At 70.5% G+C, this 20,952-nt stretch carries 21 protein-coding genes; 12 read left to right on the top strand and 9 right to left on the bottom strand.

What is annotated here, in order from left to right; translation table 11 throughout:
- The first annotated feature begins 136 nt into the window (after nucleotides 1–136).
- The 8 genes from AC1RLW_RS24105 (at nucleotide 137) to AC1RLW_RS24070 (ending at nucleotide 8,345) form a co-directional block, all read left to right on the top strand.
- Nucleotides 137–1,579 (top strand): NAD-dependent succinate-semialdehyde dehydrogenase, encoded by a 1,443-nt coding sequence (locus tag AC1RLW_RS24105; protein ID WP_493195428.1) that lies wholly within the window; start codon nucleotides 137–139, stop codon nucleotides 1,577–1,579.
- A gap of 32 nt (nucleotides 1,580–1,611) precedes the next feature.
- Nucleotides 1,612–2,991 (top strand): aminotransferase class III-fold pyridoxal phosphate-dependent enzyme, encoded by a 1,380-nt coding sequence (locus AC1RLW_RS24100; RefSeq protein WP_493195427.1) that lies wholly within the window; start codon nucleotides 1,612–1,614, stop codon nucleotides 2,989–2,991.
- Nucleotides 2,988–4,232, top strand: coding sequence for a Tm-1-like ATP-binding domain-containing protein (locus tag AC1RLW_RS24095; protein ID WP_493195426.1), 1,245 nt, complete (start codon nucleotides 2,988–2,990; stop codon nucleotides 4,230–4,232). Before AC1RLW_RS24100 ends, AC1RLW_RS24095 begins: the two co-directional genes overlap by 4 nt.
- Nucleotides 4,229–4,900: an HAD-IA family hydrolase gene (locus AC1RLW_RS24090; RefSeq protein ID WP_493195425.1), complete on the top strand. Its 672-nt coding sequence runs from the start codon at nucleotides 4,229–4,231 to the stop codon at nucleotides 4,898–4,900. The genes AC1RLW_RS24095 and AC1RLW_RS24090 overlap by 4 nt, the downstream gene beginning before the upstream one ends.
- Before the next feature lie 11 nt (nucleotides 4,901–4,911).
- Nucleotides 4,912–6,303 (top strand): transaminase, encoded by a 1,392-nt coding sequence (locus AC1RLW_RS24085; RefSeq protein WP_493195424.1) that lies wholly within the window; start codon nucleotides 4,912–4,914, stop codon nucleotides 6,301–6,303.
- The gene (locus tag AC1RLW_RS24080; RefSeq protein ID WP_493195423.1) at nucleotides 6,300–7,097 is read left to right on the top strand and encodes an SDR family oxidoreductase; all 798 of its coding nucleotides are present in this window, start codon (nucleotides 6,300–6,302) and stop codon (nucleotides 7,095–7,097) included. The genes AC1RLW_RS24085 and AC1RLW_RS24080 overlap by 4 nt, the downstream gene beginning before the upstream one ends.
- The gene (locus tag AC1RLW_RS24075; RefSeq protein WP_493195422.1) at nucleotides 7,094–7,864 is read left to right on the top strand and encodes an SDR family NAD(P)-dependent oxidoreductase; all 771 of its coding nucleotides are present in this window, start codon (nucleotides 7,094–7,096) and stop codon (nucleotides 7,862–7,864) included. Before AC1RLW_RS24080 ends, AC1RLW_RS24075 begins: the two co-directional genes overlap by 4 nt.
- Nucleotides 7,865–7,925: 61 nt before the next feature.
- Nucleotides 7,926–8,345, top strand: coding sequence for a hypothetical protein (locus tag AC1RLW_RS24070; protein ID WP_493195421.1), 420 nt, complete (start codon nucleotides 7,926–7,928; stop codon nucleotides 8,343–8,345).
- Between the two features lie 19 nt (nucleotides 8,346–8,364).
- Here AC1RLW_RS24070 and AC1RLW_RS24065 read toward each other — a convergent pair whose 3' ends face one another.
- Nucleotides 8,365–9,450: an ABC transporter substrate-binding protein gene (locus AC1RLW_RS24065; RefSeq protein WP_240531278.1), complete on the bottom strand. Its 1,086-nt coding sequence runs from the start codon at nucleotides 9,448–9,450 to the stop codon at nucleotides 8,365–8,367.
- A gap of 137 nt (nucleotides 9,451–9,587) precedes the next feature.
- Complete coding sequence (locus tag AC1RLW_RS24060) at nucleotides 9,588–11,078, bottom strand: DHA2 family efflux MFS transporter permease subunit (protein WP_493195420.1); 1,491 nt, start codon at nucleotides 11,076–11,078, stop codon at nucleotides 9,588–9,590.
- 139 nt (nucleotides 11,079–11,217) lie between these two features.
- Between AC1RLW_RS24060 and AC1RLW_RS24055 the strand changes: the two genes are divergently transcribed.
- Complete coding sequence (locus AC1RLW_RS24055) at nucleotides 11,218–12,561, top strand: zinc-binding metallopeptidase family protein (protein ID WP_493195419.1); 1,344 nt, start codon at nucleotides 11,218–11,220, stop codon at nucleotides 12,559–12,561.
- On the opposite strand, the gene AC1RLW_RS24050 is transcribed toward AC1RLW_RS24055, so the two are convergent.
- The 5 genes from AC1RLW_RS24050 to AC1RLW_RS24030 form a co-directional block, all read right to left on the bottom strand.
- Complete coding sequence (locus AC1RLW_RS24050) at nucleotides 12,552–12,770, bottom strand: cysteine-rich CWC family protein (protein WP_095743338.1); 219 nt, start codon at nucleotides 12,768–12,770, stop codon at nucleotides 12,552–12,554. The genes AC1RLW_RS24055 and AC1RLW_RS24050 overlap by 10 nt on opposite strands.
- Nucleotides 12,767–14,023, bottom strand: a complete 1,257-nt coding sequence (locus tag AC1RLW_RS24045; protein WP_095949760.1) for a 6-phosphofructokinase — start codon at nucleotides 14,021–14,023, stop codon at nucleotides 12,767–12,769. The genes AC1RLW_RS24050 and AC1RLW_RS24045 overlap by 4 nt, the downstream gene beginning before the upstream one ends.
- A gap of 58 nt (nucleotides 14,024–14,081) precedes the next feature.
- Nucleotides 14,082–15,239, bottom strand: coding sequence for an acyl-CoA dehydrogenase family protein (locus AC1RLW_RS24040; protein ID WP_493195418.1), 1,158 nt, complete (start codon nucleotides 15,237–15,239; stop codon nucleotides 14,082–14,084).
- Between the two features lie 7 nt (nucleotides 15,240–15,246).
- Nucleotides 15,247–16,077, bottom strand: coding sequence for an enoyl-CoA hydratase-related protein (locus tag AC1RLW_RS24035; protein ID WP_493195417.1), 831 nt, complete (start codon nucleotides 16,075–16,077; stop codon nucleotides 15,247–15,249).
- Nucleotides 16,078–16,242: 165 nt separating this feature from the next.
- Complete coding sequence (locus AC1RLW_RS24030; RefSeq protein ID WP_062479754.1) at nucleotides 16,243–16,599, bottom strand: DUF2917 domain-containing protein; 357 nt, start codon at nucleotides 16,597–16,599, stop codon at nucleotides 16,243–16,245.
- An 82-nt stretch (nucleotides 16,600–16,681) separates the two neighbouring features.
- Between AC1RLW_RS24030 and AC1RLW_RS24025 the strand changes: the two genes are divergently transcribed.
- On the top strand, nucleotides 16,682–17,608 hold the full coding sequence (locus tag AC1RLW_RS24025) for a LysR substrate-binding domain-containing protein (protein ID WP_062479753.1): 927 nt from the start codon (nucleotides 16,682–16,684) through the stop codon (nucleotides 17,606–17,608).
- Nucleotide 17,609: 1 nt separating this feature from the next.
- Here the strand turns inward: AC1RLW_RS24025 and AC1RLW_RS24020 are convergent, their stop codons facing one another.
- Entirely contained in the window at nucleotides 17,610–18,179 is a 570-nt protein-coding gene (locus tag AC1RLW_RS24020; protein WP_101488342.1) for a fasciclin domain-containing protein, read from the bottom strand.
- Nucleotides 18,180–18,576: 397 nt separating this feature from the next.
- Between AC1RLW_RS24020 and AC1RLW_RS24015 the strand changes: the two genes are divergently transcribed.
- Both AC1RLW_RS24015 and AC1RLW_RS24010 read left to right on the top strand, forming a co-directional pair.
- The gene (locus AC1RLW_RS24015; protein WP_062479749.1) at nucleotides 18,577–18,804 is read left to right on the top strand and encodes a hypothetical protein; all 228 of its coding nucleotides are present in this window, start codon (nucleotides 18,577–18,579) and stop codon (nucleotides 18,802–18,804) included.
- Nucleotides 18,797–19,579 (top strand): hypothetical protein, encoded by a 783-nt coding sequence (locus AC1RLW_RS24010; protein ID WP_493195416.1) that lies wholly within the window; start codon nucleotides 18,797–18,799, stop codon nucleotides 19,577–19,579. The genes AC1RLW_RS24015 and AC1RLW_RS24010 overlap by 8 nt, the downstream gene beginning before the upstream one ends.
- 16 nt (nucleotides 19,580–19,595) lie before the next feature.
- Here AC1RLW_RS24010 and AC1RLW_RS24005 read toward each other — a convergent pair whose 3' ends face one another.
- Entirely contained in the window at nucleotides 19,596–20,873 is a 1,278-nt protein-coding gene (locus AC1RLW_RS24005; RefSeq protein WP_493195415.1) for an MFS transporter, read from the bottom strand.
- Nucleotides 20,874–20,952: the final 79 nt, after the last annotated feature.

The following is a 20,952-nucleotide window of genomic DNA, read 5'->3' as shown; positions in this document are numbered from 1 at the left end:
TCGTGGCGTGGAGGCGTCGTGAAAGAAGATCGGCGCGGACAGTATAGGAAGGCCTGTGTGCGCGACGCACGAGGCCGCGCGAGGTTTGCCAGTTTTCGATAACGCGGCAAGGGGCTCGCTCCCTATCGTGCAGGGCATGGACTACCCCGAACTCGCACTGCACATCGCCGGCCAATGGCGCACGCAGACCGCCGGCGGCCGCCGCGCGGTCGTCAACCCTGCCACTGAAGAAGTCATCGCGCAGCTGCCGCTGGCTGGCCGCGACGAACTCGCCGAAGCGGCCGCGTCCGCGCGCCGCGGCTTCGTGCAGTGGCGCGGCAAGAGCGCGCTCGAGCGCTGCAACATCCTGCGCACTGCCGCGCAACACATCCGCGAGCAAGCCAAGGCCATCGCGCATGTGCTCACGCTCGAGCAAGGAAAGCCGCTGGCCGAGTCGCTGCGCGAGGTCACGCTGTCGGCCGACATCATCGACTTCCAGGCCGAAGAGGCCAAGCGCCTGTACGGCCGCCTCGTGCCGCCGCGCGTCGAGGGCATCCTTTCGCAGTCGGTCATGCGCCAGCCCGTGGGGCCGGTGGCGGCCTTCACGCCGTGGAACTTTCCGGCCAACCTGCCGGCGCGCAAGCTCGCGAGCGCACTGGCCGCGGGCTGCAGCGTGGTCATCAAGCCGGCGGAAGAAACGCCGGGCACCTGCATGCTGCTGGTGCGCGCCTTTCTCGATGCGGGCGTGCCGCCCGACGCGCTGAACATGGTGTGCGGCGACCCGGCCGAGGTGTCGTCCTTCCTCATCGACCATCCGGCGATCGCCAAGGTGTCGTTCACCGGTTCGGTGGCCGTGGGCAAGCTGCTGGGCGAGCAGGCGGCGCGGCATGTGAAGCGCTTCACCGGCGAGCTCGGCGGCCATGCGCCGGTGATCGTCTGCGACGACGCCGACTTTCCGTTCGCGCTCAAGCAGTCGCTGGCCGCCAAGTTCCGCAACGCGGGCCAGGTGTGCGCGTCGCCGATCCGTTTCTATGTGCCGCGCGCCCGCTTCGGCGAATGGAGCGAGGCCTTCGTGCAGGCCGCGCGTGCGCTGCGCCTGGGCGAGGGCACCGACCCCGCCACGCAGATGGGCCCGCTCGCGCACGCGCGCCGCATCGAGGACATGCAGCGCTTCGTCGACGACGCCGTGGAACGCGGCGCGCAGCTGCTGTGCGGCGGCCACCGCGTGCAGCGCCCCGGCTTCTTCTTCGAGCCCACCGTGATCGCGAACGCACCGGCCGACAGCCGCGTGATGCGTCAGGAGCCTTTCGGCCCCATCGCCGTGCTGCAACCGTACGACACGCTCGACGAAGCCATCGCGCAGGCCAACGCCTTGCCCTACGGCCTGGGCGCCTACGCCTTCACGCGCGACCTGCACACCGCGCACCGCCTGGGCGACGCGCTCGAGGCCGGCATGGTCGGCATCAACCACTTCGGCGTCTCGCAGCCCGAGATGCCCTTCGGCGGCTGGAAGGAAAGCGGCATCGGCCAGGAGATGGGCGCCGAAGGCCTGCTGCACTACACCGAGGTCAAGACCCTCACCGTCGGCGTGCCGTGCTGAGCACACCCCATCGAATACTTCCGGAGACCTGCATGACAACGAAAGAAGCCGCCGCCGTGGCGGCGCTCAAGCAAGACAACGCCCAGTACCTGTGGCACCCCATGGCGCATCCGCAGGCCATGCTCAAGACCAAGCCCGACATCATTGCGCGCGGCCAGGGCTGCTGGATCTGGGACGTCGACGGCCACAAGATGCTCGACGGCGTCGGTGGCCTGTGGGCCGCGAACCTGGGCCACAGCAACCAACCGGTGCGCGACGCCATCGTGGCGCAGCTCGACGAGCTGCCCTTCTACAACGTGTTCCGCGGCACCACGCACCCGCGTGCCATCGAGCTGTCGGCGCGCCTGGTCAAGACCATGGAACCCGACGGCGTGGCCGCGGTGTTCTTCAGCAACGGCGGCTCCGACGCGGTCGAGGGCGCGCTCAAGCTCGCGCGCCAGTACTGGAAGCTCAAGGGCCAGGCCGACCGCTTCAAGTTCATCGCGCTGCGCCAGGGTTACCACGGCGTGCACTTCGGCGGCATGAGCGTGAACGGCAACCTGAACTTCCGCCGCGCCTACGAGCCGCTGCTGCCGGGCTGCTTCCACGTCGACACGCCGTGGCTCTACCGCAACCCCTACACGCAGGACCCGGAAGAACTCGGCGAGATCTGCGCCACGCAGCTGGAGCGCGAGATCCAGTTCCAGGGCCCCGACACCGTGGCCGCCTTCATCGCCGAGCCGATCCAGGGCGCGGGCGGCGTGATCGTGCCGCCGCCCAACTACTGGCCGCGCGTGCGCGAGATCTGCGACAAGTACGGCGTGCTGCTCATCGCCGACGAGGTCGTCACCGGCTTCGGCCGTGGCGGCGCCATGTTCGGCACGCGGCTGTGGAACGTGAAGGCCGACCTGTGGTGCCTGGCCAAGGGCATCTCGTCGGGCTACGTGCCGCTGGGCGCCACCGCCATCGGCAACAAGGTGGCCGAGGTCTTCCTCAACGACCCCACGGGCCAGGCCGCGGTGGGCCACGGCTACACCTACAGCGCGCACCCGGTGGCCGCAGCCGCCGCACTCGCCACGCTGGACCAGATCGAGGCGCTCGACGTGCCCGGCAACGCGGCGCGCGTGGGCGCGCATTTCCAGGCGCGCGTGCGGCCCTTCGTCGACAAGTTCAGCTTCGTCGGCGACGTGCGCGGCATGGGCCTCATGCTGGGCATCGAGATGGTGGCCGACAAGGCCACGCGCACCACGCTGCCGCGCGGCAACCCGATCGCCGCGAAGGTGGCGCAGGCGGCCTACCAGCGCGGGTTGATGGTGCGCATCTCGGGCCCGAACCTCATCCTCTCGCCGCCGCTGGTCATCACGCGCGAAGAGGTGGACTTCATGGTCGATGCGCTCGAAGGTGCGTTCGCCGACGTGGAAGCGACGCTGTGAGTGCATCGCCCACGATCCTGCTGATCGGCACCGCCGACACCAAGAGCGCCGAGCTGCTGTTCATGCGCGAATGCATCGAGGCCGGCGGCGGCCGCGTCGTCGTGATGGACGTGGGCGTGCTCGACGGCGCGCCCTTCACGCCCGATATTCCCAACACCGAGGTGGCCGCGGCCGCCGGCAAGACCGTGGCCGAGGTGGCGCAAAGCGGCGACGAGAACAGCGCCATGACGCTGATGGCGCGCGGCGCCGCCAGGCTCGCCGCGCGCTGGCAGGCCGAGGGTCGCATCGACGGCCTGCTCGCGCTGGGCGGCACCATGGGCACCGACCTCGCGCTCGACGTGGCGCAGGCGCTGCCGCTGGGCGTGCCGAAGGTGCTGGTGTCGACCATCGCCTACTCGCACCTGCTGCCGCCCGAGCGCATTCCGCCCGACCTCATCATGGTGCTGTGGGCCGGCGGGCTCTACGGCCTCAACAGCCTGTGCCGCTCGGCCCTGAGCCAGGCCGCGGGCGCAGTGCTCGGCGCCTGCCGCCAGGCCTGCGTGCCGGCCTTCGAGAAGCCGCTGGTGGGCATGACCTCGCTGGGCTCCAGCGCGCTCACGTACATGAAGACGCTCAAACCCGCGCTCGAGGCGCGCGGCTACGAAGTCGCCGTGTTCCATACCACCGGCATGGGCGGGCGCGCCTTCGAGGCACTGGCCGCCGAGGGCCGCTTCTGCGCGGTGATGGACTTCAGCCTGCAGGAGCTGGCCAACCAGCTCGGCGGCTCGTGCGTGACGGCCGGGCCCGATCGCCTGCTCGGTGCGGGCCGCGCGGGCACGCCGCAGATCGTCGCGCCCGGCGCCATCGACATGCTCGACTACCCGGCCTGGCAGTCCACGCCCGAAGGCCTGGAAGGCCGGCCCACGCACATCCACAACCGGCTGCTGGCCTCCGCACTGAGCGCGCCCGCGTTCCGCCGTGGCGTGGCCGCCGAGATCGCGCGCCGCCTCGCGCGCGCCGAGGGCGCCACCTGCCTGCTGATGCCGCTGCAGGGCATCGAAGGCTGGGACCGCCCCGGCGAGCCGTTGCACGATCCCGAAGGCCTCGCGGCCTTCACCGAGGCACTGCGCGGCAGCGTGGACCCGGCGCGGCTCGTCGAGCTCGATGCGCACATCAACGACAGCGCCTTCTGCGACGCCGCACTGCGCGTGTTCGACGCCTGGGTGGCCGACGGCACCGTGCCTGCAGGGAGCCACGCATGAGCCCCGGTACGCAAGCCCTCGTGCTCGACTTCGGCGGCGTCATCAGCCGCACGCTCTTCGAGACCCACGCACTGACCGAAGAAGCGCTGTCGCTGCCGCGCGGCGCGCTCACCTGGCGCGGCCCCTTCGATCTCGCGAGCGATCCGCTGTGGCGCGACATGCAGGCCGACAAGCTCTCGGAGCGCGACTACTGGATGGCGCGCACCCGCGAAGTGGGCGCGCTGGTCGGCGAACGCTGGGACCGCATGGAGACCTTCGTGCAGCGCGCACGCGGCGCCGACCCCGAAGCCGCCATCCGCCCCGAGGCGCTCGCGGCCATCGAGGCGGCGCGACGTGCCGGCTGCCGGCTCGCCATCCTGTCGAACGAGCTCGACCTGTTCTACGGCGCGGGCTTCCGCCAGCGCCTGCCCTTCATGAGCGCCTTCGACGTGGTGGTGGACGCCACGCACACCGGCATCCTCAAGCCCGATGCGCGCGCCTACCAGCAGTGCCTGGACCAGCTCGGCCTGCCCGCCGACGCCTGCGTGTTCGTCGACGACCAGCTGCGCAACATCGCCGGCGCGCAGCGCGTGGGCCTGCGCACCGTGCACTTCGACGTGATGCATCCGGGCGCGAGCTACGCGCAGGCGCTGTCGATGCTGGGCGTTTCTCCTTCTTCTTCCCTTTGACCGAGTTTGCGATGACCCCGACCTTCGAATCCACCGTGCCGCGCGAGCGCGTGCAGGCCCTGATGCAGGCCGAACAGGCGCGCTATGCGCGCACTCACGCGCGCAGCGGCGAACGCTTTGCGCAGGGCCAGCAGGCCTGGCTCTACGGCGCGCCCTCGCACTGGATGCGCCGCTGGATCGGCGGCTGGCCGCTGTACGTGCAGGACGCACAGTTGCCCTACGGCGCGCGCTTTGTGGACGTGGACGGCAACGGCTATGCCGACTTCTGCCTGGGCGACACCGGCGGCATGTGTGGCCACGGCCACCCGGCGGTGGTCGAGGCGCTCACGCGGCAGGCGCGCGTGGGCAGCTCGCTGATGCTGCCGACCGACGACGCGGCCTGGGTCGGCGAAGAGCTGTCGCGCCGCTTCGGCCTGCCGTACTGGAACCTCACGACCTCGGCCTCGGACGCCAACCGCGCCTGCATCCGCCTGGCGCGCATGGTCACGGGCCGGCCGCGCGTGCTGGTGTTCTCGGGCTGCTACCACGGCTCGGTGGAAGAAGCGCATGTGGAGCTGCGCGACGGCGCCGTCGCGATGCGCAACGACATCCACCCCAACGGCTTTCCGCACGAGCAGCTGTCGGCCGTGGTCGAGTTCAACGACGTGCCCGCGCTGGAGCGCGCGCTGCGCGCCGGCGACGTGGCCTGCGTGTTGGCCGAGCCGGCCATGACCAACTACGGAATGATCGCGCCCGCGCCCGGCTTTCACGATGCGCTGCGCCGCCTCACGCGCGAGACCGGCACGCTGCTGGTCATCGACGAGACGCACACCATCTCCAGCGGGCCGGGCGGCTACACGCGACAGCACGGGCTCGAGCCCGACATGTTCGTGATCGGCAAGGCCATCGCCGGCGGCATTCCCGCCGCGGCCTTCGGCCTCAGCGCCGAGACCGCCGAGCGCGTCTGGCAGGTGCTGCCCAAGCTGCACCCGACGAAGCGCCAGTCGGCGCACGCCGGCTTCGGCGGCACACTGGCGGGCAACGCGCTCACGGTGGCCGTGATGCGCGCGGTGCTCTCGCAGGTGCTCACGCCCGAGGCCTTCCATCGCATGCTGGTGCTCGCGCAGCGCCTGGCCGAAGGCGTCAACGCCAGCATCGCCGCCGCGGGATTGCCGTGGCATGCCACGCAAGTCGGTGCGCGCGTGGAGACGCTCTTTTGCGCCGATGCGCCGCGCAACGCGAGCGACGTGCGCCGCACGCGCGACGGCGAACTCGAGGCGCTGCTGCACCTGTACATGATGAACCGCGGCGTGCTCATCACGCCCTTCCACAACATGATGCTGTGCTGCCCCGGCACCACCGAGCGCGAGGTGGACGAGCACAACGCGGCCTTCGCCGAGTTCGTGCGGGAGTGCAAGGGATGAGCACGCCCGATCTCTTCGGCCTGCAGGGCAAGGTGGCGCTGGTGACGGGCGGCGGTCGCGGCATCGGCGCGGCCATCGCGCAGGTGTTCGCCGAAGCCGGCGCCTCGGTGCTCATCGCCAACCGCACCGGCAGTGCGGGCGAGGCGGTGGCGGCGGAGCTGCGTGCGCGCGGCCTCGCGGCGCAGGCGATGGCCTGCGACATCGGCCGGCGCGACGAGGCCGAGCGCGCGGTGGCCGAGGCGGTGCGCGTGTTCGGCGCGCTCGACATCGTGGTCCACAACGCGGCCGTCAACCCCTGGGCCGCCATCGACGCGATGACCGACGAGCAGTTGGAGCACACGCTGGCCGTCAACCTCAAGGCCTGCTTCTGGCTCACGCAGGCCGCTGTGCCGCACTTGCGTGCGCGCGGCGGCGGGCGGCTGCTCGTCACCTCGTCGGTGACCGGGCCGCGCGTGGCCATGCCGGGCAGCGCGCACTACGCGGCCAGCAAGGCCGGCGTGAACGGCTTCATCCGCACCGCGGCGCTGGAGTACGCGCGCGAGGGCATCACCGTGAACGGCGTGGAGCCGGGCTACATCGCCAAGCAGGGCGGCTCGCTGCTGTCCGACCCGGCGAAGGCCGCGCGCATCGCGCGCCACATCCCGGCCGGCGAGCTGGGGCGGCCCGAAGACATCGCCTACGCGATGCGCTTCCTGGCGAGCCCGGCGGCGCGCTACATCACGGGGCAGACGATCGTGGTCGATGGCGGCTCGACGCTGCCTGAGAGCCCGTTCTTCGCGGAGGCATCGGAATGACCGCGCGCCTGCAAGGCAAAGCCTGCCTCGTGGTCGGCGCGGCCACCGGCATCGGCGCCGCCGTGGCCGCGCGCTTCGCGGCCGAGGGCGCGCGCGTCGCGGTGGCCGGCTGGCCGCGTCCGCAGTCGGTGGGCGAGGGCCCGGCCTTCGATTGCGACGTGACCGACGACGCGGCCGTGCGCGCCACCGTGGCTGCAGTGCAGGCCGCGTTCGGGCGCATCGACGTGCTCGTGAACTGCGCGGGCATCGTGCGCAACGACGATGCGGCCGACATCGACGACGGCGACTGGCACCGCCTGCACGAGGTCAACCTCGGCGGCACCATGCGCTGCCAGCGCGCGGTGCTGCCCGGCATGGTGGCGCAGGGTGGTGGCGCCATCGTCAACATCGCCTCGGTCGCGGCCTTCAATGCCGGCGCCGGTATGGCCAGCTATGCGTCCAGCAAGGCCGGCGTGGTCGCGCTCACGCGCTCGGCCGCGCAGGCCTACGGCCCGCACGGCGTGCGCGTGAATGCGCTGTGCCCCGGCTGGGTCGACACGCCCATGAGCCGCCAGGAGATGCGCGACCTCGCCGCCGAACGCGGCATCGATGAGGACGCCGCACGCGCGCAAACGGTGGCGCGCATCGCGCTGGGCCGCATGGCCACGCCCGAGGAGATGGCCGCCGTGTGCCTGTTCCTGGCCAGCGACGAAGCCTCGTTCGTGACCGGCGCGGCGCTGGTGGCCGATGGCGGGGCGCGGGTGCCGGCCGCCGCACGCGCTGTGTAAGCGCCGAGAGACGCCACGCCCGCCCGGGCGTATGCTTGCGCGCCGCGGAGGGTTTTCAAAGATGCTTCCCATCGTCGTTGCGCTCATGGCGACCGTCATCCTGCTGGTCTGGATGGGGTTCTTCATGATGGGCTCGCTGCCCTTGCTCGTGCTCTCGCACGACACCCCGCTGGATTCGCGCTTCATCCGCGGCCTGTTCAACGTGTACTACGTGGCCGTGGTGCTCATCGCGAGCGCGGCGGCGCTCAGCTATGCGTGGTGCGGCAAGCCTTTCTTCGCGGTCGGCATGGCCTTCATCGCCGGCCTGGCCTTCGCGCTGCGCCGCTGGCTCATCATTCCGCGCATGGACCTGCTGCGCCACACGATCCCGGCCACGGACACGTCGATCGTGCAGTTCCGCAAGCTCCACATCGCGGGCATGGTGCTCAACGTGATGCAGCTGGGCACGGTGGCCTGGGCGCTCACGCAGCTGGGGTTGTGAGCGGGGCCGGCCTCTGTCTCTATCGCAGGAACCGCCCTTCCTTCGTCACCCGCACCATCTCGATGAAGCGCGAGCCCGTGTTGCTGGCACCCGTGAAGTCGATCTCCATGTTGCCGATGCGCAGCTTCATCGCCTTCAGCGTGGCGTGCAGCTTCGCGCGCGTGAGGTCGCGGCCGGTGCGGCGCAGGGCCTCGATCATCACGAGCGCGTTCACATAGCCTTCGTAGCTGAGGTAGCCGATGTCGACCTTGGCGCGCTCGGCCAGCTGGCGGAACTCGCGCGCGGTGGCGTCGACCTCGCTCCAGGGGTAGGGCACGATCTGCGAGATGGCCAGGCCGCTGGTCTTGTCGCCCACGAGCTTGGCAGTGACGTCGCCCGGCACGATCGACATGCCGTAGAACATCTGGCGCCCGCCGGCGGTCCAGGCGCTCTTCATGACCTCGCCGCCGATGCCGCCGCCCAGGTACATGAGCACGGCCTGCGCCTGGCTGTCGGCCAGCGCCTTGCCCGCGGCCTCGTTGGTCGTGCCGTCGCCTTTGACGGGCACCGCCGCCACGGGTTTGAGCTTGAGCGTGTCGAGCGCCGCCTCGACCAGCCGCGCCACTTCGGCACCGCCGGGGTTGTCCAGGTAGGCCACGGCGATGCGCGAGACGCCGATGGTGCTCAGGTGCTGCACCAGCGCCTGCGCCTCGCGCGCGAAGGTGGCGCGCACGAAGTAGCCTGCGCCGGCGACCTTCTCGCGCGCCGAATCGGACACCGCGTAGCCGCCCACCATCGGCGCGCCGCTCTGGCCCAGCACCTTGGCCGCGGCGGCCGTGGTGCCCGAGCCCACGCAGCCGAAGAAGGCGAAGGCACGGTGCTCGGCGAGCAGCTTCTCGTAGTTGGCGACGGCCTTCTCGGGCTTGAGCTCGTCGTCGAGCGAGACCAGCTTGAGCTTGCGGCCCGCGAGCCCGCCCTGCGCATTGACCGCGTCGAAGGCCAGCCCGGCGCCGGCCATCACGACCTTGATCGGCACGCCCAGCGGCCCACTCAGGATGCCGGTGTGGCCGAGCACGATCTCGCCGTCGCTGACGCCGTTCTCGGCGGCCAGGGCGGTGGAAGGCAAGGAAAGGAGGGGGCCGAGTCCGGCCGTCGCCGCGGCCGAGGCGGCGAGAAAACGTCTGCGATGCATGGAACCGATTCCGCTTTTAGATACAACTGATAACAATTGAAAGCGAAAGCGAGTCCCCGCGCCGCCGGGGTTTACCCCCTGTGTTGCGCCGTGTCCTCGCCGGGTGGCTCGCGCAACTGCCAGGCCGCGCAGACGGCCAGCGCGCACAGGCCGGCCAGCATCAGGAACACCTCGTCGAAGGCGGCCAGCCGCGCCGGCGTGCTCACCGGGTTGGCGAGCGAGTCGCCGTGCGCCGCCAGACGCCATTCGAGAATGATGGCGCACAGGCTCACGCCCACGGCGCCACCGAGCATGCGCACGAAGCTGATCGCGCTCGCGCCCTGCGGGATGAGCGGCTTGGCCAGCGGGCGCATCGACCCGAGGTTGAGCGAGGGCAGGATGAAGCCCAGCCCGATGCGCCCGACGATCGCGAACACCACCAGCAGCCACAGCGGGCTGTCCAGCCGCAGCACGGCCATGAGCGCGAACGACACCGCCAGCAGCGCCAGGCCGATGCTCACCAGGAGCCAGGTCGGCTGCTTGTCGGCCAGCCGGCCCACGCCCGCGATGGTGAAGGCCAGCACGATGCCGGCCGGCAGCAGGGTGGTGCCCACGTGCGAGGCCGACAGGTGCAGCCCCACCTGCATGTACACCGGCAGCAGGTAGGTCGAGCCGAACAGCGCGGTGCCGTAGATGAAGGCGACCAGGCTGCCCATGGCGAACTGGCGGTAGCGAAAGAGCGCGAGGTTCATGAGCGGCGCGCCGCCCGAGGCCATGAGCCGGCGCTGCCACCACACGAAGGCGGCAAACGAGACGAGCGCGCCGGCCAGCAGCAGCGTGGCCTGCAGTGGCGAATCGCCGCGCAGCTCGACCAGCCCGTTCAGCAGGCACAGCGTGCCCACGGTGCCCAGCGCCAGGCCGCGCGCATCGAGCCCGCTGCCGCGCGTCGCGGCCACGCCGCCGGGCGCGGTCTTGGGCACGAACTTGTAGGCCAGCCAGATCGAGGCCAGGCAGAAGGGCACCACCATGAAGAAGATCGAGCGCCAGCCGAACAGGTCGACCAGCACGCCGCCGATGCTCGGCCCGATGGCCGGCGCCAGCACCACGCCCATGCCGAAGATGCCGCTGGCGCGGCCCTGCTCGTGCGGCTCGAAGGCGCGCAGGATGATGATGGCCGGAATGGGCTGCACCACGCCCGCCGCCAGCCCCTCGGCCACGCGCGCCAGCAGCACCAGCGGGTAGTGGTTGGCCAGCCCGCCGACGATGCCGCCGGCCAGCAGCAGGAGCATGGTGCCCACGTAGGTGCTCCGGTAGCCGTAGCGCGACAGCAGCCAGGGCGTGGTGAGCATCGACACCGTCATGGCCACCATGAAGCCCGAGCTGACCCACTGCGCGCGCTCCTGGCCCAGCGCGAAGTGGTGGCTCATGTCGGGGATCGCCACGTTGACGATGGTCGAGGACATGATGGACGCCATCGTCCCCACCATGACCGACAGCAGCAGGTACCAGCGGTAGCGCTCGCCGTAGCGGGCGCGCAGGACACCCATGGAGGGCGGCGTGTCAGGGGTTTGTGGGGAGGTCATGGGGCGGCGCAGGGACGGTCGCGGGTCCGTCGTCCTACAAGCATATCGGTGTTTGCGGCGTCGACCGCGCGCGGGCCGGTCGCACAATGCGGCGGCTGTCCCCTGTGCGTCAAGTCGTCATCAAAAGAACAAACAAGCCATGAACCCGTCGATCCAAGAACCCGTCACTGAACCGGCCGACCCCGCCGTGCCCGACGCCGCTCCCACGCTCGCGGCCGAACTCGCCGCCCCCACCGTCAGCCGCGCCTACCGCTGCCAGTGCGGGCGCCCCGTGTTCCTGCGCAACAGCGAGTGCCTGGCCTGCCACACGCCGCTGGGCTACGTGATCGACCGGCTCGGCGTGGTGCCGCTGGCGCCGGCCGAAGGCGAGGGCGCGCTGCCCGACACCTTCACCGTCTTCGGCGATCCGCACGGCGCCACCTACCGCCGCTGCGCCAACCTCATGACGCCGGCCGCCTGCAACTGGATGGTGGCGCAGCCGCGCGAGGGCGAAACGATTCCCGCCGACACGCAGGGCCTGGCGCCCGGCTACTGCCTGGCCTGCAGCGTCACGCGCACCATCCCCGACCTGTCGGTGGAGGCCAACGGCGAACTCTGGCGCAAGCTCGAGATGCCCAAGCGCCGCCTGATCTCGCAGCTGCTCGCGCTCGGCCTGCCGGTGGTGAGCCGCCATGCCGACCCGGTGCACGGGCTGGCCTTCGACTTTCTCAGCAACATGCCGGGCGCCCCGCACGTGATGACGGGCCACGAGCACGGCCTGATCACGCTCAACGCCGAGGAGGCCGAAGACGCCGTGCGCGAGCGCATCCGCGCCGAGATGCACGAGCCCTACCGCACGCTGCTGGGCCACTTCCGCCACGAGATCGGCCACTACTACTGGGACCTGCTGGTGCTGCCCACGCGCTGGATCGACGACTTCCGCGTGCTCTTCGGCGACGAGCGCGCCGACTACGGCGCCGCGCTGCAGCAGCACTACGAGCAGGGCCCGCCGCCCGACTGGGCGCAGCGCTTCGTCAGCAGCTACGCGAGCATGCACCCGTGGGAAGACTGGGCCGAGACCTGGGCCCACTACCTGCACATGGCCGACACGGCCGACACGGCGATGAGCTTCGGCATCGACGCGAGCAACGTGGAACTCACGAGCGACCTCTTTACCGCCGCCGACCTGTGGCAGCCCGAGCATCCCGATGCCGCGAAATTCCTGGACTTCATCAACGGCTGGGTGCTGCTGACCAGCATGCTCAACGAGCTGTCGCGCAGCATGGGCCAGCCCGACTACTACCCCTTCGTGCTGCCGCGCGCGGCGGTGGGCAAGCTGCAGTTCATCCACGGCGTGGTCACCGCGCAGCGCAGCGGCACGGCGCCGACGATGGTGACGGCGGGGGATGTGGCGGAAGCCGCGACGGAAGCTGCCGAGCCTGCACAGGGGCAGACCCAGTCGCAATCCCAATCGCCGTCGCAGGGCGACGTCGCTCAGTCCTGAGGCGGCGGCTTTCCTGCGGCGCAGCGCGCGCAGATGCAGGCCTGGCCGCGCAGCGCCGGCGGCAGCGTGTCGAGCGGCGCCAGCGAAAAATCGGCGGCCATGCACCAGCAGGGCGGCTGCGCCTGCCCGGTCTCGCGCTCGACCTCCATCGCGCAGCGGTTCGCCTCGCCGCACAGCGGACAGCGCGCGGTGTCGATGACCACCGTCATGCGAGCGCGAAGGCCGGCAGCTTCTTCGGCACCGCCACGTTGCGCAGCGTCGCGTACACCGGCAGGCCGTCGCGGTAGGCGGGGTAGTCCTCGCCCGCGATCAGCGGCAGCAGGTAGCGGCGGCACTTCTCGGTGATGCCGTAGCCGTCGTCCGAGATGAAGTCGCGCGGCATCGGCTTCTCGACATTGGCCACCGCTTCGAGCGGCGCCGCGCCCAGCGTGTACGCATAGGGCACGTCGCTCGTGCGCTCGATGGTCGGCATCACCGCGTTGCGGCCTTCGAGCGCCAGCTCGACCGCGCGCTGGCCCAGCTCGTAGGCCTGCTTCACGTCGGTGGCCGAGGCGATGTGCCGCGCCGCGCGCTGCAGGTAGTCGGCCACCGCCCAGTGGAACTTGTGGCCCAGCGCTTCCTTCACCATCTGCGCCACCACCGGCGCCGCGCCGCCCAGCTGCGCATGGCCGAAGGCATCGCGCGCGCCCTGTTCGGCCAGGAAGGTGCCGTCGGGATGGTGGCAGCCTTCGGACACCACCACCGAGCAGTAGCCGTGCTGCTGCACCATGGCATCGACGCGCGCCAGGAAGCGGGCCGCATCGAACTCGATCTCGGGGAACAGCACCACCACCGGAATGCCATGGTCGGCCACCAGCCCGCCGGCCGCGGCGATCCAGCCGGCGTGGCGGCCCATCACCTCGAGCACGAACACCTTGGTGGAGGTGGCGGCCATCGAGCGCACGTCGAACGAGGCTTCGAGCGTGGACACCGCCACGTACTTCGCCACCGAGCCGAAGCCCGGGCAGCAGTCGGTCAGCGGCAGGTCGTTGTCGATGGTCTTGGGCACGTGGATGGCCTGCAGCGGGTAGCCCATCGACTGCGACAGCTGGCTCACCTTGAAGCAGGTGTCGGCCGAGTCGCCGCCGCCGTTGTAGAAGAAGTAGCCGATGCCGTGCGCCTTGAACACCTCGATCAGGCGCTCGTATTCACGACGATTCTTCTCGAGCGACTTGAGCTTGTAGCGGCACGAGCCGAAGGCGCCCGAGGGCGTGGTGCGCAGCGCCGCGATGGCCTCGGCCGGCTCGGCGCTGGTGTCGATCAGGTCCTCGGTGAGCGCGCCGAGGATGCCGTTGCGACCGGCATAGAGCGTGCCGATGCGGTCCGGGTGCTGGCGCGCCGTCTCGATCACGCCGCAGGCCGAGGCGTTGATGACCGAGGTGACGCCGCCCGACTGGGCGTAGAAGGCGTTGAGGATGGGCATGCGCGGCATTCTCCCGCAGCCCTTTCCATGGCGCCAGTGGTGCCAAATGCGGGGCGCTTCAGCGCCCGCCGAGGCCCATCGAGCGCGTGATCACCTCTTTCATGATCTCGTTGGTGCCGCCGTAGATGCGCTGCACGCGCGCGTCGGCGTAGGCGCGGGTGATCGGGTACTCCCACATGAAGCCGTAGCCGCCGTGCAGCTGCACGCACTCGTCCATCACCTTGCACTGCAAGTCGCTGGTCCAGTACTTGGCCATGCTCGCGGTGGCGGTGTCGAGCTTCTCGGCCATCAGCAGCTCGATGCACTTGTCGACGAACACCTGCGCCACCTGCACCTCGGTCTGCAGCTCGGCCAGCGTGTAGCGCGTGTTCTGGTAGTTGCCCACGGGCTGGCCGAACACCTTGCGCTCCTTCACGTAGGCCACGGTGTGGTCGATGGCGGCCTGCGACGCGGCCACCGCGCTGATCGCGATCTGCAGCCGTTCCCACGGCAGCTGCTCCATCAGGCAGACGAAGCCGCGGTTGACCTCGCCCAGCAGCGCCTCGGCCGGCAGGCGCACGTCGTTGAAGAACAGCTCCGACGTGTCCTGCGCCTTCAGGCCCAGCTTCTTCAGGCGCTTTCCCTTCTCGAAGCCCGGCATGCCGCGCTCGACGAGGAACAGGCTCGTGCCCTTCGCGCCCGCGGCCGGGTCGGTCTTGGCGACCACGATCACCAGGTCGGCATGCCAGCCGTTGGTGATGAAGGTCTTGCTGCCGTTGAGCAGGTAACTGCCGTCGGCCTGGCGGATGGCGCTGGTCTTCACGGCCTGCAGGTCGCTGCCCGCGCCGGGCTCGCTCATGGCGATGGCGCCGACCATCTCGCCGCTGGCGAGCTTCGGCAGGTAGTGCTGCTTCTGCGCCTCGGTGCCGTAGCGCAGGATGTACGGTGCCACGATCTCGTTGTGCAGGCCGAAGCCGATGCCCGTGAAGCCGCGCGCCCACAGCTCCTCGAACTGGATCACCGAATAGAGCAGGTCTGCGCCCGCGCCGCCGTAGGTGTCGGGCAGCGCCATGCACAGGAAGCCGTTCTCGCCGGCCTTGGACCAGACGGCGCGGTCGACGTAGCCCTGCTCTTCCCAGTCGTCGTGGAAGGGCGCGATCTCCTTGTCCATGAAGCGGCGGAAGCTGTCGCGGAAGGCCTCGTGGTCGGCGGTGAAGAGGGTGCGTTCGATGGTCATGGGAGCGTCAGCGGGTTTCGAAAACAGGGGGGCGCTTCTGCAGGAAGGCGCTCACGCCTTCACGGAAGCTGGGGCGGTCGATGAGCGCGCGCTGGCGCTCGCTCTCGTAGTGCAACTGTTCCTTCAGCGTGTGGTGCTCCGAGGCCTCGAAGGCCTCGCGCGCTTCGAGCACCGCGTGCGCCGGCAGGCGCGCCAGGCGCTGCGCGATGGCGCGGGCCTCGTCCATCAGTTGCTCGTCGTCGGCGCAGGCCCAGATCAGGCCCCACTGGACGGCGCGTCCGGCGCTCAGGCGCTCGTCGAGCAGCGCCATGCCCATCGCGCGCGCACGGCCGGCGCGGCGTGGAATGGCCCAGGTGCAGCCCAGGTCGGGCACGATGCCGAGCTTGGGCAGGAAGGGCAGGTAGAAGTAGGCGCTGCGCGCGGCGATGGTCACGTCGGCCGCAAGTGCCAGGCCCACGCCCGCACCGGCCGCCGGGCCATTGACGGCTGCCACCACCGGCACCGGCAGCGTGCGCAGCGTCTCGATGAGCGGGTTGCTGAGCTTCTGCATCCACTCGGCGGTCTGGTCGCCGAGCGTCTGGCCGGGCTCGCCGGGCTCGCCGGGCGGCGCCATCGCGCTCAGGTCGGCGCCCACGCAGAAGGCCTTGCCGGCGCCCGTGAGGATCACGGCGCGCACCGTGCGGTCGTCGCGGATGCGCTCGAGCGCGTCGCGCAGTTCGACCTGCAGGTCTTTCGCGATCGGGTTCAGCTTGTGCGGCAGGTTCAGCGTGAGCGTGGCGATGCCGTCGGCCTGTTCGCACAGGACGCAGGGTTGGGGTGTGGGTTGCGGCGCGGTCATGCGAGCGCTGCGCCGGAAGTGGTGGTCATGGGCGTGTCCCTTTCAAGGCCAAGAAGGAAAACGGACGCCCAAAGCAAAAAGCCGCCTGTCGTCACGGCGGCGCGCGGTGCTGCTCCCTGCGGGGGCGGTCCATGGCATCGAGGTTCGATGCCACGGCGCCCGCGGTCAAGCCGGGGACAACCCGTGCAGCGCCAGTCGCCAAGGCGACCGCACGCGAGCCTGTGCGCGCGAGGCGGGGTTCGGCAGCGCGGCGGGTTGCGCGTCCGACACCGAGATGCACGACGACTCCAGCGCCGACACCAGCACGCGCCGGTGCTCGGTGCTCTCGAAGCGCTCGCCCGGCCCGAGCACGATGTCGCGCGGGTCGCGGTCGAGCGTGATCCACACCGCGCCGCTGCGGCACTCGATGCCCACGCCCGCGCCGTCGGGCACGGCGAAGACGGCGCGGCTGGGCAGGCTCACGTGGAAGCGCGAGCTCGACGAGGAGAAAAAGGTGGAAGGGGACCGGTCGGTGGTGCTCATGGGAACCTCCATTGCATTCGTGATACGAATGAATATAGTGAGCCGAACCCTCTCTTACACGCGGTCATTCGGAACTCGTTGCATGCCTCCAGAGAATGCGAAAACCCCTGCCGGCGAGCTCCCGCCGCTCGAGCTGCTGCGCAGCTTCGAGGCCGCCGCGCGCCGGCTCAGCTTCACCTTGGCGGCGGGCGAGCTGCACCTCACGCAGTCGGCCGTGAGCCGGCAGATCCAGCAGCTCGAAGCCAGCCTGGGCGTGCTGCTGTTCGAGCGCCGCCACCGTGCGCTCGCGCTCACCGAGGCCGGCGGCGTGCTGCAGCGCGCCGTCACCGACAGCCTGGAGCGCCTGCGCGACGCCACCGCCCGCGTGCGCGCCAGCGCCGCACCGCGGCAGGTGTCGATCACCACCACGCCGGGCTTCGCGTCGCTGTGGCTCATTCCGAAACTGGCGCGCTTCACCAGCACGCATCCGCAGGTCGACGTGCGCGTGTCGGCCACGCTCGACGTGCTCGACCTGGACGTGAGCCGGCTCGACCTTGCGGTGCGCTTCGTGCCCATCGGCCGCGGCGTGGGCCCGGCGCTGTTCGAGGAGTCGGTGATCCCGCTGTGCGCGCCGCAGGTGGCCGCGTCGCTGCGCGAGCTGTCCGATTTTTCCAAGCTCACGCTGCTGACCATCGAATACCCGGACCACAGCGAAGCCCCGACCGCCGACTGGGAGCCGTGGCTCAAGGTGATGGTGCTGGAAGACCTGCGCATGAAGAGCACGCTGCGCTTCTCGCAGTACGCCGATGCGGTGGCCGCCGCGGTGGCGGGGCAGGGCGTGGTCATCGGGCGCCTGCCGCTGCTGCGCGAACTGGTGCGCGACGGCCGGCTCGTGGCGCCACTCGGCCAGGGCGTGGCATCGCACCGCGGCTACTTCATCGAGATGTCGCGGCGCGCCGCGGGCAACCGCGACGCGCAGGACTTTGCGCAATGGCTGCGCGACGAGGCGGAGGCAGCGCAGCGGAGCTGAATCAACCCGGCAGCAGCACCTTGTTGACGACGTGGATCACGCCGTTCGACTGGTAGACATTGGCGATCGTCACCGCCGCCGTGCCGCCCTTGGCGTCGGTCACCCACACCGTGCCGCCGCTCATCGTCGCCGTGAGCGTGCCGCCGCTGGCGGTCTTGAGCATCGCCTTGCCGCCGCCCGCGTTGATCGCGCTCATCAGCGCCGCGCTGTCCATGCGACCGGGCACCACGTGGTAGGTCAGCACCTTGGTGAGCGTGGCCTTGTTCTCGGGCTTGAGCAGCGTGTCGACCGTGCCGGCCGGCAGCGCCGCGAACGAGGCGTTGGTGGGCGCAAACACCGTGAACGGGCCCGGGCTCTTGAGCGTGGCCACGAGGTCGGCCGCCTTCACCGCGGCGACCAGCGTCGTGTGGTCCTTCGAATTCACCGCGTTGTCGACGATGTCCTTCGTCGGGTACATCGGCGCGCCGCCGACCATGGGGGTGGCGGCACTGCTGCTGGCGTTGCTCATGCCACTGCCGGCGCACGCGCCGAGCAGGACCGACACGCCGAGGGCGATCACGAGTTTTTTCATGGATGTCTCCTGGAAGAAAAGGCTCTGTGGAAACCGCCAACAGCTCGGAGGCGCGATGCGCTTGAGATGCCATACGGCGCGATGCGTGAAGCGGATTCAACCGATGTGCCCTGTCAGCTTTGCGCCACAGCGCGCCGCGCCGGGCTTGCGCACGGCGAAGGCCCTCGCCAGAATCCGCCCTTCCTTTTTCAGCGACAGTTTTTTCCGACACCACGCCCGGCGACGATCAACCTCCCGGGCGAGAACACCAACCAATGAACCGTTCACTGAGCACCTGACGCACACCGACCGCCCCGGCCGGATGTGCTCCTTCGCATCCGCCGCGGCCGAATCGACAAGGGCCCCGCGCGCAACTGCATTCGCCGGGGCCTTTTTGTTTCTTTCGGAGTGTGCGCACATGAGTGCTCAACGAAAGGCCCGCGACGACGACAAGCGTCTGGGCCGGTTCTACTTTGCGGTGCCCGCGTCGGCACCGCGCAATCCCGTGGTGGCCGCGATGGCGCGCCGCGAATCCAGCCAGGGCGCGGGCCGCCACCTGCGCACCCACCGCGCAGAGCGGCGCGCGCAGAAGGTGGCGCTGCAGAAAGCCGCGCGCGATTTCGGGCGGAGGGCCGACGATGCGTGACGACATGGACAAGGTGATCGTCGAGCGTCCGCGCGGCGGCTGGCGCGTGCAGGGCGATGGCCGCCCGTGGCGCAACAGCCCCGAGCGCGGTTCGCACCTGGGCATGAAGCGCGGCCTGCAGCATCCGAAGTGGCTGAGCGAAAACCTCCAGCCGCTCAAGCGCTGGCTGCACAAGCAGGTGCACCGGCCGTGGGACAAGGTGTACGCCGAGCTGTGCAGCGGCATCGATCGCCGCAGCACGGTGCAGGCGCACATCTTCCTGCACGTCGACGACTTCGTGGCGCGCGACGCGGTGCTGTGCGACGGCGAGGTGCGGGTGCGGCCCTACCGCTGGGGAACCCGCGACGGCGTGCCGCTGCACGAGGCGCCGGGCGTCGAGCTGTTCGTGCACCCGGTCACCGGCATCCTGCTGCCGAACCGGCGCCTGCGCGAGGCGCGTGCGGCGCGTCGCCTGGACCGGGCCGCGCGGCGCGGCGACACGCCGCATGCGGTCTACCACGTGATCGACGAGACCACGCAGTGGCACTGCGTCGACGGCTGCTGGTTCGAGGTCGTGCTCGCGAAGTTTCCCGAGCGCGCAAGCGCGGCGCAGCAAGAGCCCAAGTGCTATGACGTGCTGCGCCGCTGCATGGTCACGCGCTGCGGTGCGGCGCGACGTTCAGCGCCGGGCCTGCCTACGCACGTCGACATGTATGGGCGTCACGACGTCTATGCCGTCGCCAAGCGACAGTTGAGCCGGCGCGAGGTGCGGGCGCGGTTGGGGGATGCGGTGTGAGGCCGCGTGTCGGCGATCAGGGCGTGGGACGCACTGGCACCTTCGCCCGCGGCAGCAGCAGAAACGCCAGCGTCCCCGCCGCCAGCATCCCGCTCACCGTGAGGAACACCGCGCGAAACGGCTCGCTGCCCTGGGCCACGGCCCAGGAGGCGGCGACGCCGGTGGTCCATTGCATCAGCGAGACGCCCAGGAACATCGCCATGTTGAGCAGCGCCATCGCGCGGCCCGTGACGGCCGCCGGGTAGGCGTTCTTGGTGTACGCGTACAGCAGCACGCTGTAGCCCGAGAGCATGCCGTAGACGATCGGCAGGCCGATGTCGATGGCGCGCGATTGCGTGAGGGCCATGGCGGCGAACATCGCCGCGCCGGCGAAGGCGCAGCGCATCATCCAGCGCGTGCGGCGCGCGCCGCCGGGGTCGAGGCGGCCGAACAGCATGGGGCTGGCCATGCCGGCGACGGTCATCACCAGCGCCACGTTGCCGCTGGCCACGAGCGAGAGGCTGTGGCGGTCGTGCAGCACGGGGCCGAGCCACAGGCCGCGCAGCGTGATGAAGGCCGCATACGACACGCAGGCGAAGCACAGCAGCCCGAGCGTGTGCGGCATGGCGAACAGCGGCAGCAGGTCGCGCACGGCCTGGCGCAGCGACTGGCGCTCGGGCGCGGGTTCGTCCGATGCGATCGTTGTTGTTGTCGTCGTGCGTGCGGGCTCGTGCACGCGCCAGAAGATGACGATCCACGAGAGCACGGCGAAGGCGGTCAGCGCGGCATAGCCGGCGCGCCACGAGGCGGCCTCGATCAGCAGCGCCAGCGGCGTGCCGGTGAACAGGATGCCCATGCCCGCGAGGCTCATCACCAGCCCCGACATGGCGGTGAAGCGCGCGGCGTCGAAGTGCCGCGCGATGAACACGGTGCAGGCCAGGAAGGCCGGCGCGCAGCCCACGCCGATCAGCGCCTGCCCCAGCAGCAGCGCGCCGAAGCCCGGCGCCACGGTGCACAGCGCGGCGCCCGCGATGGCCAGCGGAAAGGCGGTGAGCACGGTGCGGCGCACGCCGAAGTGGTCGATCGACACGCCCATCGCGAGCTGCATGATGCCGAAGGTGAAATGGAAGGTGCCGGCCCACGTGCCCAACGCCTGCGGCGTGAGGCCGAAGTGCTGCGTGAGCGGCGTGGCCATCATGGCGCCGACGGTGCGAAAGGCCTGGCTCAGCGCGAAGGCGGTGGCCAGTGCGACCAGCATGGCCGCGGCCGAGGTCGACCCGCGGGTCGGGGGCGGCGTAGCCGCGTGCTTGTTCATCGAAAGAGACGGAGACCGGAGAGAGGGAGAAGAGGGCGGCGTCGATGCTACCGGCATGTCGCGCCCCATGCAGAACGGC

It is taken from the genome of Variovorax sp. GW822-FHT04A09 (genome assembly GCF_058801005.1).
The sequence above is the reverse complement of the archived record's forward strand: the minus strand, read 5'-3'. Positions and strand labels throughout refer to the sequence as shown.